The organism is Bradyrhizobium sp. 164 (assembly GCF_023073715.1).
Classification (GTDB): domain Bacteria; phylum Pseudomonadota; class Alphaproteobacteria; order Rhizobiales; family Xanthobacteraceae; genus Bradyrhizobium.
In genome coordinates this window covers 144,735-158,758 of sequence record NZ_JADPKA010000095.1, presented here as the reverse complement: position 1 = coordinate 158,758, position 14,024 = coordinate 144,735, and the positions used below count along the sequence as shown (strand labels likewise).

11 protein-coding genes are annotated in these 14,024 nt (G+C 63.1%); 3 read left to right on the top strand and 8 right to left on the bottom strand.

Going from position 1 to position 14,024, the window contains the following annotated elements; translation table 11 throughout:
* Nucleotides 1-100: 100 nt before the first annotated feature.
* The 8 genes from IVB01_RS29215 to IVB01_RS29180 all read right to left on the bottom strand — a co-directional run bounded on the left by IVB01_RS29215 (nt 101) and on the right by IVB01_RS29180 (nt 8,770).
* Complete coding sequence (locus IVB01_RS29215) at nt 101-1,330, bottom strand: ABC transporter substrate-binding protein (RefSeq protein WP_247277877.1); 1,230 nt, start codon at nt 1,328-1,330, stop codon at nt 101-103.
* Between the two features lie 256 nt (nt 1,331-1,586).
* Nucleotides 1,587-2,813, bottom strand: coding sequence for an ABC transporter substrate-binding protein (locus IVB01_RS29210; RefSeq protein WP_247277876.1), 1,227 nt, complete (start codon nt 2,811-2,813; stop codon nt 1,587-1,589).
* A gap of 122 nt (nt 2,814-2,935) precedes the next feature.
* Complete coding sequence (locus IVB01_RS29205; protein ID WP_247277875.1) at nt 2,936-4,171, bottom strand: ABC transporter substrate-binding protein; 1,236 nt, start codon at nt 4,169-4,171, stop codon at nt 2,936-2,938.
* Between the two features lie 42 nt (nt 4,172-4,213).
* Nucleotides 4,214-5,230 (bottom strand): branched-chain amino acid ABC transporter permease, encoded by a 1,017-nt coding sequence (locus IVB01_RS29200; RefSeq protein WP_247417227.1) that lies wholly within the window; start codon nt 5,228-5,230, stop codon nt 4,214-4,216.
* Nucleotides 5,231-5,232: 2 nt separating this feature from the next.
* On the bottom strand, nt 5,233-6,111 hold the full coding sequence (locus IVB01_RS29195) for a branched-chain amino acid ABC transporter permease (RefSeq protein WP_247277873.1): 879 nt from the start codon (nt 6,109-6,111) through the stop codon (nt 5,233-5,235).
* Nucleotides 6,112-6,329: 218 nt separating this feature from the next.
* Nucleotides 6,330-7,043, bottom strand: a complete 714-nt coding sequence (locus IVB01_RS29190; RefSeq protein ID WP_247277872.1) for an ABC transporter ATP-binding protein — start codon at nt 7,041-7,043, stop codon at nt 6,330-6,332.
* A complete protein-coding gene (locus IVB01_RS29185; protein ID WP_247277871.1) occupies nt 7,040-7,837 on the bottom strand; it encodes an ABC transporter ATP-binding protein in 798 nt (265 codons plus the stop codon). Before IVB01_RS29185 ends, IVB01_RS29190 begins: the two co-directional genes overlap by 4 nt.
* A 66-nt stretch (nt 7,838-7,903) precedes the next feature.
* Nucleotides 7,904-8,770: an IclR family transcriptional regulator gene (locus IVB01_RS29180; RefSeq protein WP_247495083.1), complete on the bottom strand. Its 867-nt coding sequence runs from the start codon at nt 8,768-8,770 to the stop codon at nt 7,904-7,906.
* A gap of 128 nt (nt 8,771-8,898) precedes the next feature.
* Here IVB01_RS29180 and IVB01_RS29175 point away from each other — a divergent pair, with 128 nt between their 5' ends.
* From IVB01_RS29175 to IVB01_RS29165, 3 genes are all read left to right on the top strand, one after another.
* Nucleotides 8,899-10,995, top strand: coding sequence for a 3-hydroxyacyl-CoA dehydrogenase NAD-binding domain-containing protein (locus tag IVB01_RS29175; RefSeq protein WP_247277869.1), 2,097 nt, complete (start codon nt 8,899-8,901; stop codon nt 10,993-10,995).
* 125 nt (nt 10,996-11,120) lie between these two features.
* Nucleotides 11,121-12,803: a dicarboxylate--CoA ligase PimA gene (gene pimA, locus IVB01_RS29170; RefSeq protein ID WP_247277868.1), complete on the top strand. Its 1,683-nt coding sequence runs from the start codon at nt 11,121-11,123 to the stop codon at nt 12,801-12,803.
* Nucleotides 12,800-13,987, top strand: coding sequence for an acetyl-CoA C-acyltransferase (locus tag IVB01_RS29165; RefSeq protein ID WP_247277867.1), 1,188 nt, complete (start codon nt 12,800-12,802; stop codon nt 13,985-13,987). The genes pimA and IVB01_RS29165 overlap by 4 nt, the downstream gene beginning before the upstream one ends.
* Nucleotides 13,988-14,024: the final 37 nt, after the last annotated feature.

The window sequence follows — 14,024 nt, the reverse complement described above, 5'->3', positions numbered from 1 at the left end:
TACGATTTGTCCGAGAGCTTCAAGGAAAAGCCCCTGCGGCAAGGCCGCAGAGGCTTCGTCTTTAGTCGATTGGAGTTACATCTTTGGCGACTGGTTAAGGTTAGCCGCCGACGTCGCCGCTCAGGATCTCGCCAAATCGCTCCCAATGCTCGCCCTTGAAGCGGATCAGTTGCAGCTGCGAGAGGGGTGCGAAATCGGTGGGCGAGGTGTTAACCTTGATGCCCGGCAACAGGCCACCCGGCTCATAGTCCTTGATGCTGGCGGCCTGCTTCATGACGTTTTCGCGGGTCAGATTGTCACCGCAGGCCTTGAGCACGTGAACGAGGCCCTGGCTCACGATGTAGGCATACATGACTGAGGCGTCGGCGCGGTTCGCTTCCGGATAGTACTTGTCCAGGAACTCGTTCCAGGCGATCATCGCCGGGTCGCTCTTCCATTGCGCGTCGGTCGGGTCCTTGAAATATTGCGACGAGATGATGTCCTGCGCGTTCTCGAAGCCGGCCGGCTTGATCACGCTGCCGATCGAGCCCGAGACGTTGTTGAGGAAATGCAGCGGCTTCCAGCCGAGCTCGGCGTTCTTCTTGATCGCCTGCGCCGCGAATTTCGGCGTGGTGATGTTCATGAAGACGTCGGCGCCCGAGGCTTTCAGTCTCACGATGTGCGAGTCGATGGTCGGCTCGGAAACCTCATAGCTGTCCTCGATGACGATCATCGAAGCCGCCTTGGCGCCCAGCCCGTCCTTGAAGCCCTTCAGATAGTCCTTGCCGTAATCGTCGTTCTGATAGAGCACCGCGATCTTGGCGTCCGGTTTGTTCTTCAGGATGTATTTGGCGTAGATGATGGTCTCGCTCTGGTAGTTCGGCTGCCAGCCCATCGTCCAGGGAAAGTTCTGCGGATCGTTCCACTTGGTGGCGCCGGTAGCGACGAAGAGTTGAGGCACCTTCTTCTGGTTCATGTATTTCTGGATCGCCGAGTTCGGCGGCGTGCCGAGCGAGTTGAAGATGAGCAGCACCTCGTCGCTCTCGACCAGCTTGCGCGCCTGCTCCACCGTCTTCGGCGGCGAGTAGCCGTCGTCATAGGTGATGAAGTTGATCTTGCGGCCGTTGATGCCGCCTTCGGCGTTGATCTTGCGAAAAAAAGCTTCCTCGGTCTTGCCAATCACACCGTAGGCGGAGGCTGGTCCGCTGTAGGGCATAATGTTGCCGATCTTGATTTCGGTGTCGGATGCACCGGTGTCGTATTTCTTCTGCGCGGACGCTGTCGTGGACAGGGTTGCAGCCAGCACGAGGGCAGCCGAGAAGGCCCCCAATCGCACATGCATTGCAGGCATCTTGATCTCCCTAGGTAGGTTTGAATGTGCCGTGTTCTTGATTGGAAGCGATCGTTGCGCGTCGCTTCGGCACACATTGAATACCCTTCCCGGGCGGCCAGCAAGAGAACGCCCCGCCGGAGCTGTCGCAGCGGGGCGCTCTTTTTTTGAGGGGATGCGAAATATTCCGGCGCGCGAGATGGGATGCGCCGTCAATCAGCTGCGCACAGGTTGTTTTGGAAAGCACAGGCTATTTTGAATTGCCGCGCTACAGCGCTCAGTGTCCGATCTCGCTGGAGAGGATATCGCCGAACAGCTCCCACTTCTTGCCCTTGAAGCGCATCATCTGGAGCTGCTCGATCGGGGCGAAATCGTCCGGCGCGGTGTTGATCTTGATGCCGGGCAGCAGCGTATCGGGTTCGAAATCCTTCAGGCTTGCGGCCTGCTTCATGACGTTCTCGCGGGTGAGATCGTCGCCGCACATTTGCAGCACCTTCACCATGGTCTGCGCGGCGGCATAGCCGAACACCACGCCGGCATCCAGCTTGTTGGCCTTCGGGTTGTACTGGGCGAGGAAGTTGTAGAACTTCTTCATGCCGTCATCGGCGTTCCATTGCGGGTCGGAGCCGTCCTTGGTGTAGCTCGCCGACAGGACGCCTTGCGAGATCTCGAGGCCTGCCGGCTCCAGCACGCCGCCGACCGAGGCCGAAACGTTGGAGATGATCTGCATTGGATGCCAATTGATCTCCGCCGCCTTCTTGATCCCCTGCGCGGCGAATTTCGGGCTGGTGATGCTGATGAAGATGTCGGCGCCGGCAGCCTTCAGTTTCACGACGTGCTCGTCGACCGTCGGGTCCGACGTGTCATAGGCCTCTTCCAGCACGATCATCGAGGCCTTGCTGCCGAGCCCTTCCTTCAGGCCCTTCAGATAGTCCTTGCCGAAATCGTCGTTCTGATAGAGCACGCCTATCTTTCCGTCCGGCTTCTCTTTCATGATGTACTTGGCGTAGATCCGCGCTTCGCTCGTGTAGCTCGGCTGCCAGCCCATGGTCCATGGATATTGCTTGGGATCGTTCCACTTCGAGGCGCCGCTCGCCACGAACAATTGCGGCACCTTTTTCTCGTTCATGTATTTGCGGATTGCACTGTTGGTGGAGGTACCGAGCGAGCCGAAGATCAGCAGCACGCCGTCGTTCTCGACCAGCTTGCGCGCCTGCTCCACCGTCTTCGGCGGCGAATAGGCGTCGTCATAGGAGATGAACTTGATCTTGCGGCCGTTGATGCCACCCTCCGCATTGATCTTGTTGAAATAGGCCTCCTCGGTCTTGCCGATTGCGGCATAGGCGGAGGCGGGGCCGCCATAGGGCATGATGTTGCCGATCTTGATCTCGGTGTCGGACGCGCCCGTGTCGTATTTCTTTTGCGCCAGCGCCTCGCTGCTCATTGCAGTGCACAATGCGAGCGCGGCCGACAGGGCCGCAACCTGAAAACGAACGGCGGTCATGGTTCTCCCACCCCGAGCTGGATCGGCGCCGCATTGAACAAGATTGGCGTCTTCCGTCAACAAAAAGCCCCCGCGATCGTTCGCGGGGGCTCTCTTTAGGGCTCGGCTATCGCGTCAGCGTGTCACTCGGAGGCGACGTCGCCGCTGATGATCTCGCCGAACAGTTCCCACTTCTCACCCTTGAACCGCTGCATCTGAAGCTGCGAAATCGGGGCGAAGTCGGTAGCGCTGGTATTGATCTTGACACCGGGCAGCAGCGTGTCCGGAGCAAAGTCCTTCAACGATGCCGCCTGCTTCATGATGTTGGCGCGGGTCAGATCGTCGCCGCACATTTCCAGCACCTTGGCCAGTGTCGACGCTGCGCCATAGCCATAGACCATGCTGGTGTCCGACTTGTCGGCGCCCGGCATGTACTTGTCGACGAACTCGTTCCACTTCTTCATGCCGGGATCGTTGGCCCACTGCGGATCGGTCGAATCCTTGGCATAGGCGGCAGACAGCACGCCCTGGGCATTCTCGAAGCCGGCCGGCTTCATCACGCTGCCGACCGAGATCGACACGTTGGTGAGGATCTGGAGCGGCTTCCAGCTGAGCTCGGCGGTCTTCTTGATGGTCTGGGCTGCGAACTTCGGCGTGGTGTAGATCAGCAGCACGTCGGGATTGGCGGCCTTGATCTTGACGATATGGCCGTCGATCGACGGCTCGGAGACCTCGTAGCTCTCTTCCATGATGATCATGGACGAGGCCTTGGCGCCGAGTCCGTCCTTGGTGCCCTTGAGGTAGTCTTTGCCGAAATCGTCGTTCTGGTACAGGATCGCGACCTTGGCGTCCGGCTTCTCCTTCATCAGCCATTTCGCGTAGATCTGCGCTTCGCTCTGGTAGGAGGGCTGCCAGCCCATGGTCCAGGGGAAGTTCTTCGGATCGTTCCACTTGGTGGCGCCGGTTGCGACGAACAGTTGCGGGATCTTCTTGGCGTTGAGATATTTCTGGATCGCCGTGTTCGAGGGCGTGCCGAGCGGATTGAAAACCACCAGCACCTCGTCGCTCTCGACCAGCTTGCGCACCTGCTCGACAGCCTTCGGCGGCGAATAGCCGTCGTCATAGGTGACGAAGTTGATCTTGCGGCCGTTGATGCCGCCCTTGTCGTTGATCATCCTGAAATAGGCTTCTTCGGTCTTGCCGATGATGCCATAGGCCGACGCCGGACCGCTGTACGGCATAATATTGCCGATCTTGATCTCGGTATCGGACGCGCCGGTGTCGTATTTCTTTTGGGCGAGTGCAGCGCCGGAGGTGAGGGCAATGGCCGCCGTTGCCGTGACCAGCGCGGCGGCTCGCAGTGTTCTTCCAAAATGCAATTCGTTCTCCTTGGTTAAAACGACAGGCTTGACGAGAGGGATTCAGTTCTTTCTGAGCTTGCCGGCGAGTTGCTGGCCCAGAATCGCGACCTGCCTTGCGCCATGCGGCACGAGGTAGATGACGAGGAACAGGAGCACGCCGAATACCGCGCCTGAGAGGCCCTTGGAGATGCCCTCCGCGATGTTCGGCACGAAGATGATGAAGGCCGCGCCGACGATCGAGCCGGGCAGCCAGCCGACGCCGCCGACGACCATGCCGAGGAACAGCGAGATCGCGAGCGTGATGGTGTAGCTGTCGGGCGCCACGAACTGCACGGCGATGGCGCCGAGTGAGCCGGCGATACCGGTGATGGCCGCGGAGACGCCGAAGGCCAGCGTTTTGTAGAGCGCGACGTCCACGCCCATGGCGGAGGCCGCGATCTCGTTGTCGCGGATCGCCATGAAGGCGCGGCCCGAGCGGGAGCGCAACAGGTTCACCGCGAAGATGTAGATCGCGATCGTGACCACGAGCGTGAAGTAGTACAGCCACATGTCCTGCGACATCGGCAGGCCGAACGGCGCGTCCGGCTTGGTGACGACGAGGCCCTGCACGCCGCCGGTCCAGTGCTCGAGGAAGTTCAGCTTCAGAAGCTGCGGCATCGCGGTCGCGAGCGCGAAGGTTGCGAGCGCGAGATAGACCCCGGAAAGCCGCAGCGCCGGCTGCCCGAACAGGAAGCCGAAGGCGAAGCAGACCACGCCGGCAATCGGCAAGGTCAGCGCATAATTGACGTTGAAGTGCTCCATCAGCACTGCGGTCGTGTAGGCGCCGACGGCGTAGAACGCGCTCTGGCCGAGCGAGAACTGGCCCGAGCCGCCGGTCAGGATGTTCAGTGCCAGCACCGCAAGTCCGTAGATCAGGAGCATCGTCATCTGGAAGATGATGAAGTTCTTGACGAAGACGGGCGCGATGAGCAACGCCGCGAGCACCACCAGCGAGGTGCCGGTGCCCAGCGTCATGGCCCGTTTCGGAACGGCCTCGACGGCAGGGGCTTCCGTTACGACATCTTCAACTGCGCTCATGATCAAACTCGCTTGACGATGTGCCGGCCGAACAGGCCAGCGGGTTTGACGACCAGGACGGAGATGATCAGCGCGAGCGCGATCGGAAGCTTTAGCTCGTTGCCGACGCCGGGAATGTAGGTGCCGGCGAGATTCTCGAAGACACCGACCAGGAAGCCGCCGACCACGGCGCCGAACGGGCTGGTCAGCCCGCCGAGCACCGCCGCGGCGAAGCCGTAGATCAGCACGCCGCCCATCATGTTGGGCTCCAGGAACACGACCGGGGCGATCAGCATGCCGGCGATCGAGCCGATCGCCGAGGCCATGCCCCAGCCCAGTGCGATCATCCAGGAGGTGTTGATGCCGACGAGGCGCGCCGATTCAGGCACCGAGGCGGCAGCGCGCATGGCAAGGCCGATCCGCGTGTACTGGAAGAAGAAATAGAGCCCCAGCAGCAGCAGCACGGTGACGCCGATCATGCCGGCCTGGTGGGTCGAGATCAGCTGGCTGCCGAGGAACGGGGCGGAGCCGAACGGGGTCGGGTACTGCTTGATCGTGAAGTCCCAAATCAGGCCGGCCGAGGAGTTGATGATCGCGAACAGCGCGATGAAGCCGGCGACGTTGGTCAGCACCGGCGCCTTCGCCAGAGGCTTGAACAGGATGCGTTCGATCGCGATGCCGCCGATGAACGAGAAGATCAGCGTGATCAGAAAGGCACCCCAATAGGGCACGCCCCATTGCATCAGTTGCCAGGAGATGAACGTCGAGAACATCGCCATCTCGCCTTGCGCGAAGTTGAGATGGTCGATGGCCTGGTAGATCATGACAACGGCCAGCGCCATGCAGGCATAGATGGCACCGGTGGCGATGCCGGCCAGGACCTGGTTGGTAAAAAGCTCCATCGTCCCGGCTCCTTAAAGCTTGCTCAATTTGGATTGAGATGCTGCGGCATCAAAGCTCCACCTCTCCCGTTGGGAGAGGTCGCGCGGTTGGCGCGGGTGAAGGGTTAAGGTCTTTCGGGGAAGCTGCGCCCCCTCATCCGGATTGCTTCGCAATCCGACCTCTCTCCGTTGGGGAGAGGTGTACCCAGAGCGATACATTGTTGCCATCATCCGCTCCCTCAGTAACCCAGATAGGATTTGCGGATTTCTTCGTTGTTCGCGATGTCTTTCGCTTTGCCCGACATCACGATGCGGCCGGTCTCGATCACATAGGCCTGGTCGGCGAGTTCGAGCGCGAGCTGGGCGTTCTGCTCGACCACCAGGATCGACACTTTGTCCTCGCGGTTGATCTTGCCGAGGATGCCGAACAAATCGCGCACCACGAGCGGCGCGAGACCGAAGGAGGGCTCGTCCAGCAGCATCAGCCGCGGCCGCAGCATCAGCGCGCGGGCGACCGCGAGCATCTGCTGTTCGCCGCCGGAGAGCGTGCCGGCCTGCTGGGTGTGCCGCTGCTTCAGCACCGGGAAATGCGCGTACATGCGCTCGATGTCGGAGACGATGCCGGCGCTGTCCTTGCGGGTGATGGCGCCGAGCTGGAGGTTCTCCTCCACCGTCATGTTGGTGAAGGTGCCGCGGCCCTGCGGCACATGGGCAATGCCGAACCGCACGATGCTCTCGGTGGAGCGGTTGTTCAGCGGCTTGCCGTCGAACTCGATGCCGCCGGTCGAGCGCACCATGTTGCAGATCGCGCGCAGCGTCGTGGTCTTGCCGGCGCCGTTGGCCCCTAACAGCGTCACGAGCGAGCCTTCGTTCAGCGAGAAGGACAGGCCATGGAGCGCCTGGACCTGGCCGTAATAGGCACGCAGGTCCTTGACGTTGAGCAGCGTCGTCATTGGTCCTTGCTCCCGAGATAGGCCTTGATGACGTCGGGGTCCGCCTGCACCTGGGCGGGCGTGCCTTCCGCGAGCTTCTTGCCGAAATTGAGCGCGACGACGTGGTCGGCGATCGACATCACGAGACCCATGTGGTGCTCGACCAGGAGCACGGTCATGTGGCGATCGTCGCGGATGCGACGGATGAGGTCGCCGAGCACATGGACTTCCTCGTGATTGAGGCCGCCGGCGGGCTCGTCGAGCAGCAGGATCTTCGGGTCCGCCGCCAGCGCGCGCGCCAGCTCGACGCGCTTCTGCGTGCCGAAGGGCAGGCCGGAAACCACGGTGTGGGCAACGTCCTCAAGATCGAGATAAGCGAGGATTTCGTGCACCTTGTTGTTGACGCTGGTCTCGCTGCGCCGGACCCAGGCCAATCTCAGGGAGTCGCTGATGATGTCGCTGGAGGTCTTTGAATGGGCGCCGACACGGACATTGTCCATCACCGAAAGGTTCGGAAACAGCGCCACGTTCTGGAAGGTGCGGCCAATGCCGATCTCGGCGATCCGGTGCGGCGGCCGCGACAGGATGCTGACGCCCTCCATCAGGATGTCGCCGGACGACGGCTGGTAGAGCCGCGACAGGCAGTTGAAGAGCGTGGTCTTGCCGGCGCCGTTCGGGCCGATCAATCCCAGGATCTGCCCCTTGTGCATGTCGAAGGACACGCCGTTGAGCGCGATGATGCCGCCGAACACGACGCTGACGTCGCGAACCGCGAGCAGGGGCGATGTCCCCTGCGCGAGCTGTGCCTGCGTCATCTCGTCTCGCCCACACCGATCAGTGGGCGAAGGGGCGATGCGAACCGCTCCCGGTGATGACAAAGGCTATCTGAATCCCTCGGCCACACGCGCAATTTTTCCTCCTGATTTCAGCTTTTTGCTGACGTCTTTTTTTGAATGCGGCATCAGACCCCCGAGTGCCGCTTCGATGTTCCTTACCATCGCAAGCAGACGCGGTCCAATGTCGTTGATCAAACGCTCTTCCGTGAAACGGAATGCGGGCGCGCCGCAATTGAATGCGTAGGGTCCGGTTCCGTCGTTGAGCTTGAGCGCGACGCCGGCGGCACCGATGTCGTCGTGCCAGTCGCCGACGGAAATCGCAAAGCCATATTTCGCCACGGTCTCGCCGGAGCGTTCCAACCCGTCGCGCATCTTCGGCCAGCGGCTGCCGTAATGCTCGCGCAGCAGACGCGACAGTTCTGCGCGATCGTCGGCATCGAGCGCCCAGAAATAGGCGCGACCCATCGCGCTGGTTGCAATCGGCACGCGGGAGCCGACGTCAAGTTGAACGCCGACGGTCTCGCTGCCCCGGCTCTGCCCGAAATAGATCATGCTGTGGCGGTCGCGGCCGCCGACGGCGACCGCGCCGCCGGTCGCGCGCATCACTTCCTCGCGGAACGGTTCGGACAAATGCCGAACACCGAGATTGGCGAGCGCCGCATAGCCAAGCGACATCGCGGCCGGTGTGAGCTGGTACTTCTCGAAGCGGGGAACCGGCGCAAGATAACCGAGCTTCGTCAAGGTGTAGGTCAGGCGTGACACGGTCGGCTTCGGCAGATTTGTCCGCGCCGCGATCTCCTGATTGCCGAGAAGGCCGTCATTGGGTTCGAATGCGCGCAATACGTCCAGTCCGCGGGAAAGCGCGACGACGAAATTCCGGTCGGTCGCAGTCTTCTTTCCTGTACGCTTCATCCCTGATCTGCTTCTTGCGCGGAGTCGTTGACAACGTCCGTGCTTCAAAATAACCCTGCCGTCAAGATGCGGAATTAAATTCCGCAGCGCGAAATCGAACAAAGTTAATCCCACCAAGGAGGGACACCGTGAGCGAAGTGGTCAAGCTTGAGCGTCATGACGAAGTCGGCATCGTCACGGTCGACAGCCCTCCAGTCAATGCGCTGAGTGCCGCGGTCCGCAGCGGCATTTTGGAGTGCGTCAAGGCTGCAATCGCCGATCCCGGCATCAAGGGCATCGTGCTGACCTGTGCCGGCCGCACCTTCATTGCGGGTGCCGACATCACCGAATTCGGCAAGCCGCCGAAGCCGCCCGCCCTCAACGACGTGCTGTCCGAGATCGAGAACTCGCCGAAGCCGATCGTCGCCGCGATCCATGGCACCGCGCTCGGCGGTGGCCTCGAGGTCGCGCTCGCCTGTCATTACCGCGTCGCGGTGAAAGAGGCCAAGCTCGGCCTGCCCGAGGTGAAGCTCGGCCTGTTGCCGGGCGCGGGCGGCACCCAGCGCCTGCCGCGCGCGGTCGGTCCCGAGCTCGCGGTCAAGATGATCGTCGGCGGCGATCCCATTGGCGCAGCGGAGGCGCTGAAGAACGGGTTGATCGAGGAGATCATCGAGGGCCCGGCGTCGGGCGGCGAAGCCTTCGTCCGCAAGCTGCTGGCCGAGAAGCGTCCGCTGCGGCGCCTGCGCGATGACGATTCCAAGCTCGCGGCCGCCAAGGCCGATCGTTCCATCTTCACCAATGCGGTCGCGGCCATGACCAAGAAGTCGCGCGGCCTGGAAGCGCCGTTCGCAGCGGCCGACGCCGTCGGCTACGCCATCGACCTGCCGTTCGACGAGGGCCTAAAGAAGGAGCGCGAAGGCTTCCTCAAGCTCGTCGCCAGCGACCAGTCCAAGGCGCAGCGCTATGCCTTTTTCGCCGAGCGCGAAGCCGCCAAGATCGCGGGGATCCCTGAAGGCACCAAGCCGCGCCCGGTCAACCGTGTCGCCATCCTCGGCGCCGGTACCATGGGCGGCGGCATTGCGATGTCGTTTGCCAATGCGGGCATTCCCGTCACCCTGATTGAGACCGGGGAAGAGCAGCTCAAGCGCGGCATGGGCGTCATGCAAAAGAACTGGGAAGCGACCGCGGCACGCGGCGGCATCCCGGCCGATGCGCCTGCCAAGCGCATGGCGCTGATCAACGGCAAGGTCGGGATCGAGAACGTCGGCGATGCCGACCTCGTCATCGAGGCCGTGTTCGAGACCATGGCGGTGAAGAAGGAAGTGTTCGGCAAGCTCGACCAGTTCGCCAAGCCCGGCGCGGTGCTCGCCTCCAACACCTCGTATCTCAACATCGACGAGATCGCGAAGTCGACCAAGCGTCCGCAGGACGTTCTCGGGATGCACTTCTTCTCGCCGGCCAACGTCATGAAGCTGTGCGAGATCGTGCGCGCCGAGAAGACCGCGCCCGATGCGCTGGTCACCGCTGTCAATATCGCACGCAAGATCGCAAAGGTGCCGGCCGTGGTCGGCGTGTGCGACGGCTTCGTCGGCAACCGCATGCTGGCGCAGCGCGGCAAGCAGTCCGAGAAGCTGCTGTTCGAAGGCGCTTTGCCGCAGCAGGTCGATGCCGTCGTGACCAAGTTCGGCATGCCGATGGGACCGTTCGCGATGGGCGATCTCGCCGGCCTCGACATCGGCTGGCGCTCGCGGAAAGATCGCGGCATCAAGTCGGAGATCGCGGATGCGCTCTGCGAAGCCGGCCGCTTCGGCCAGAAGACCGGCAAGGGCTACTACAAGTATGAAGGCGGCAGCCGCGCGCCGCTGCCCGATCCCGAGGTCGAGAAGCTGATCGACGAGACACTGGCCCGTCTCGGCCGCAAGAAGCGTGTCGTCAGCGACGAGGAGATCCTCGAGCGCATGATGTATCCGATGATCAACGAGGGCGCGAAGATCCTCGAAGAGGGCATTGCGGTACGCCCCTCCGACATCGACGTGGTCTGGCTCTACGGCTATGGCTGGCCGATCTACCGCGGCGGCCCGATGTTCTGGGCCGACAGCGTCGGCCTCAAGCACATCGCCGACCGCTTGTCGTTCTACGCCAAAGAGACCAACGACCCGAGCCTTGAGCCCGCGCCGCTCCTGAAGAAGCTCGCGGATGAGGGCAAGACGTTCGCGTCGCTGGCGGCTGCGTCGAAGGCGGCTTGATGGAGCTTCGCGCTCCAATTCTCAGTCATTCCGGGGCGCCCGCAGGGCGAACCCGGAACCTCGAGATTCCGGGTTCGATGCTTCGCATCGGCCCGGAATGACGCTTTGTTGGACTTGAGACCTTAATGACCCATCCCGGCGAACAGTTTTATCCCGAGGGCGTGCATTGGGACGACACCATCGTCCAGGGTACGCTGCCCGACCTGCTGTCGCAGGCCGCCGCCGATTACGGCGCGCGCACCGCGATCGAGTTTCGCGACCGACCCATCACTTATAGCGCGCTTGCCGCGATGGCCGAGCGTGCCGCCGCGGCCTTCCTGCGCGCCGGCTGTGGCAGGAACAGCTCGGTCGCACTGTTCCTCGGCAACACGCCCGATCATCCCGTCAATTTCTTCGGTGCGCTCAAGGCCGGCGCCCGCGTCGCGCATCTGTCGCCGCTCGACGGCGAGATCGCGCTGACCCACAAGGTCGCCGATTCCGGCTCGCGCCTGCTCGTCACCTCCAACCTTGCCGCGCTGCTGCCGACCGCGCTGAAATTTCTGGAGAAGGGGCTGATCGATCGCCTCGTCGTCTGCGAGGACGACGATTGGGGCAAGGTCGGCACGCCGCAGGCGGCGATCCCCGATGATCCCCGTATCGTCACGTTCGAAGCCTTCGTCGAAGGCGCGGCCGCGCCGGCCGAGTGGCCGAACGTGACGGCCGATGACGTCGCGCTGCTGCAATATACCGGCGGCACGACCGGCCTGCCCAAGGGTGCGATGCTGACGCACGGCAACCTCACCGCGGCGGTGTCGATCTACGACGTCTGGGGCAAGCCGGCGCGCGCCGCGCGCGGCGATGTCGTCGAGCGCGTGATCTGCGTGCTGCCGCTGTTTCACATCTATGCCCTCACCGTCGTGCTCTTGTCCTCGCTTCGCCGCGGCAATCTGATTTCGCTGCATCAGCGCTTCGATGTCGAAGCGGTGATGCGCGACATTGAGATCAAGCGCGCGACGTACTTTCCGGGCGTGCCGACGATGTGGATCGCGATTGCGGCGCTGCCCGACCTCGACAAGCGCGACTTCTCCTCGCTTGCCACCATCGGCTCTGGCGGTGCACCGCTGCCGGTGGAGATCGCGAGCTTCTTCGAGCGCAAGGTCGGCAAGAAGCTGCGCAGCGGCTGGGGCATGACCGAGACCTGCTCGCCCGGCACCGGTCATCCGCCTGTTGGCCCCGACAAGCCCGGTTCGATCGGTCTGATGCTGCCCGGCATCGAGCTCGACGTGGTCGCGCTGGACGATCCGAGACGCGTGCTGCCGCCGGGCGAGGTCGGCGAGATCCGCATCAAGGGCCCGAACGTCACGAAGGGTTATTGGAACAAGCCGGAGGGGTCCGCGGAGGCCTTCGTCGACGGCCGTTTCCTCACCGGCGACATCGGCTACATGGATCAGGACGGCTATTTCTTCCTGGTCGATCGCAAGAAGGACATGATCATCTCCGGCGGCTTCAACGTCTATCCGCAGATGATCGAGCAGGCGATCTACACCGTCCCCGGTGTGCACGAGGTGATCGTGCTCGGCATTCCCGATCCCTATCGTGGCGAGGCCGCCAAGGCCTTTATCAAGCTGAAGCCGGAGGCAAAACCGTTCTCGCTCGACGAGCTGCGCACCCAGCTCGCTGGCAAGCTCGGCAAGCATGAATTGCCGGCCGCAGTCGAGTTCGTCGACGATCTGCCGCGCACGCCGGTCGGAAAATTGTCGCGCCACGAATTGCGCCAGCAGCAGAAATCGTCACAATCCATCAAAACCGCATCAGGAGGTCGTTCTTGACCGACGCCGTTATCGTTTCCACCGCCCGCACGCCGATCGGCAAGGCCTATCGCGGCGCGCTCAACGCCACCGAGGGCGCGACCCTGCTCGGCCACGCCATCGGCGAGGCCGTCGCCCGCGCCAAGGTCGATCCCAAGGAGGTCGAGGACGTCGTGATGGGTGCAGCCCTCCAGCAGGGCGCGACCGGCGGCAACATCGCGCGCAAGGCGCTGCTGCGCGCCGGCCTTCCCGTCACCGTCGCCGGCACCACCATCGACCGGCAATGCGCTTCGGGCCTGCAGGCGATCGCGCTCGCCGCGCGCTCGGTGATCTTCGACGGCGTCGAGATCGCGGTCGGCGGCGGCGGCGAGTCGATCAGCCTCGTGCAGAACGACAAGATGAACGGCTTCCACGCCCAGGATCCGGCGCTGCTCAAGATCAAGGGCGAGGTCTACATGCCCATGATCGACACGGCCGAGGTCGTCGCCACGCGCTACGGCATCTCGCGCGAACGCCAGGACGAATATTCGCTGGAGAGCCAGCGCCGCACCGCGGCCGCGCAGCAGGGCGGCAAGTTCAAGGACGAACTCGCGCCGATCACCACGCAGATGGCGGTTACCGACAAGGCGACCGGTACGGTCTCGATGAAAGAAGTCACGCTGTCGCAGGACGAAGGTCCGCGTCCGGAGACCACCGCTGAAGGCCTCGCCGGCCTCAAGCCGGTGCGCGGTGACGGTTTCACCATCACCGCCGGCAATGCCAGCCAGCTTTCCGACGGCGCCAGCGCCTCCGTCATCATGAGCGACAAGGAAGCGGCCAAGCGCGGCCTCAAGCCGCTCGGCATCTTCCGCGGCTTCGTCTCCGCCGGCTGCGAGCCGGACGAGATGGGTATCGGCCCGGTTTTCGCCGTGCCGCGCCTGCTCAAGCGTCACAATCTCACGGTTGACGACATCGGCCTGTGGGAGCTCAACGAGGCCTTCGCGGTGCAGGTGCTGTATTGCCGCGACAAGCTCGGCATCGACCCCGACAAGATCAACGTCAATGGCGGCGCGATCTCGGTCGGCCATCCCTACGGCATGTCGGGCGCGCGCCTCACCGGCCACGCTCTGATCGAAGGCCGCCGCCGCAAGGCGAAGTACGCAGTCGTCACCATGTGCGTCGGCGGCGGCATGGGCGCGGCGGGACTTTTTGAGGTGTTGCAATAGTTCACCGTCGTCCTGGCTTTCGCCAGGATGACGAAGC

Excerpts from the sequence above, each read along its gene's own strand:
- IVB01_RS29215 (WP_247277877.1), bottom strand. The coding sequence starts at position 1,330 with ATGCCTGCAATGCATGTGCGATTGGGGGCCTTCTCGGCTGCCCTCGTG.
- IVB01_RS29210 (WP_247277876.1), bottom strand. The coding sequence starts at position 2,813 with ATGACCGCCGTTCGTTTTCAGGTTGCGGCCCTGTCGGCCGCGCTCGCA.
- IVB01_RS29200 (WP_247417227.1), bottom strand. The coding sequence starts at position 5,230 with ATGAGCGCAGTTGAAGATGTCGTAACGGAAGCCCCTGCCGTCGAGGCC.
- IVB01_RS29195 (WP_247277873.1), bottom strand. The coding sequence starts at position 6,111 with ATGGAGCTTTTTACCAACCAGGTCCTGGCCGGCATCGCCACCGGTGCC.
- IVB01_RS29190 (WP_247277872.1), bottom strand. The coding sequence starts at position 7,043 with ATGACGACGCTGCTCAACGTCAAGGACCTGCGTGCCTATTACGGCCAG.
- IVB01_RS29185 (WP_247277871.1), bottom strand. The coding sequence starts at position 7,837 with ATGACGCAGGCACAGCTCGCGCAGGGGACATCGCCCCTGCTCGCGGTT.
- IVB01_RS29180 (WP_247495083.1), bottom strand. The coding sequence starts at position 8,770 with ATGAAGCGTACAGGAAAGAAGACTGCGACCGACCGGAATTTCGTCGTC.
- pimA (WP_247277868.1), top strand. The coding sequence starts at position 11,121 with ATGACCCATCCCGGCGAACAGTTTTATCCCGAGGGCGTGCATTGGGAC.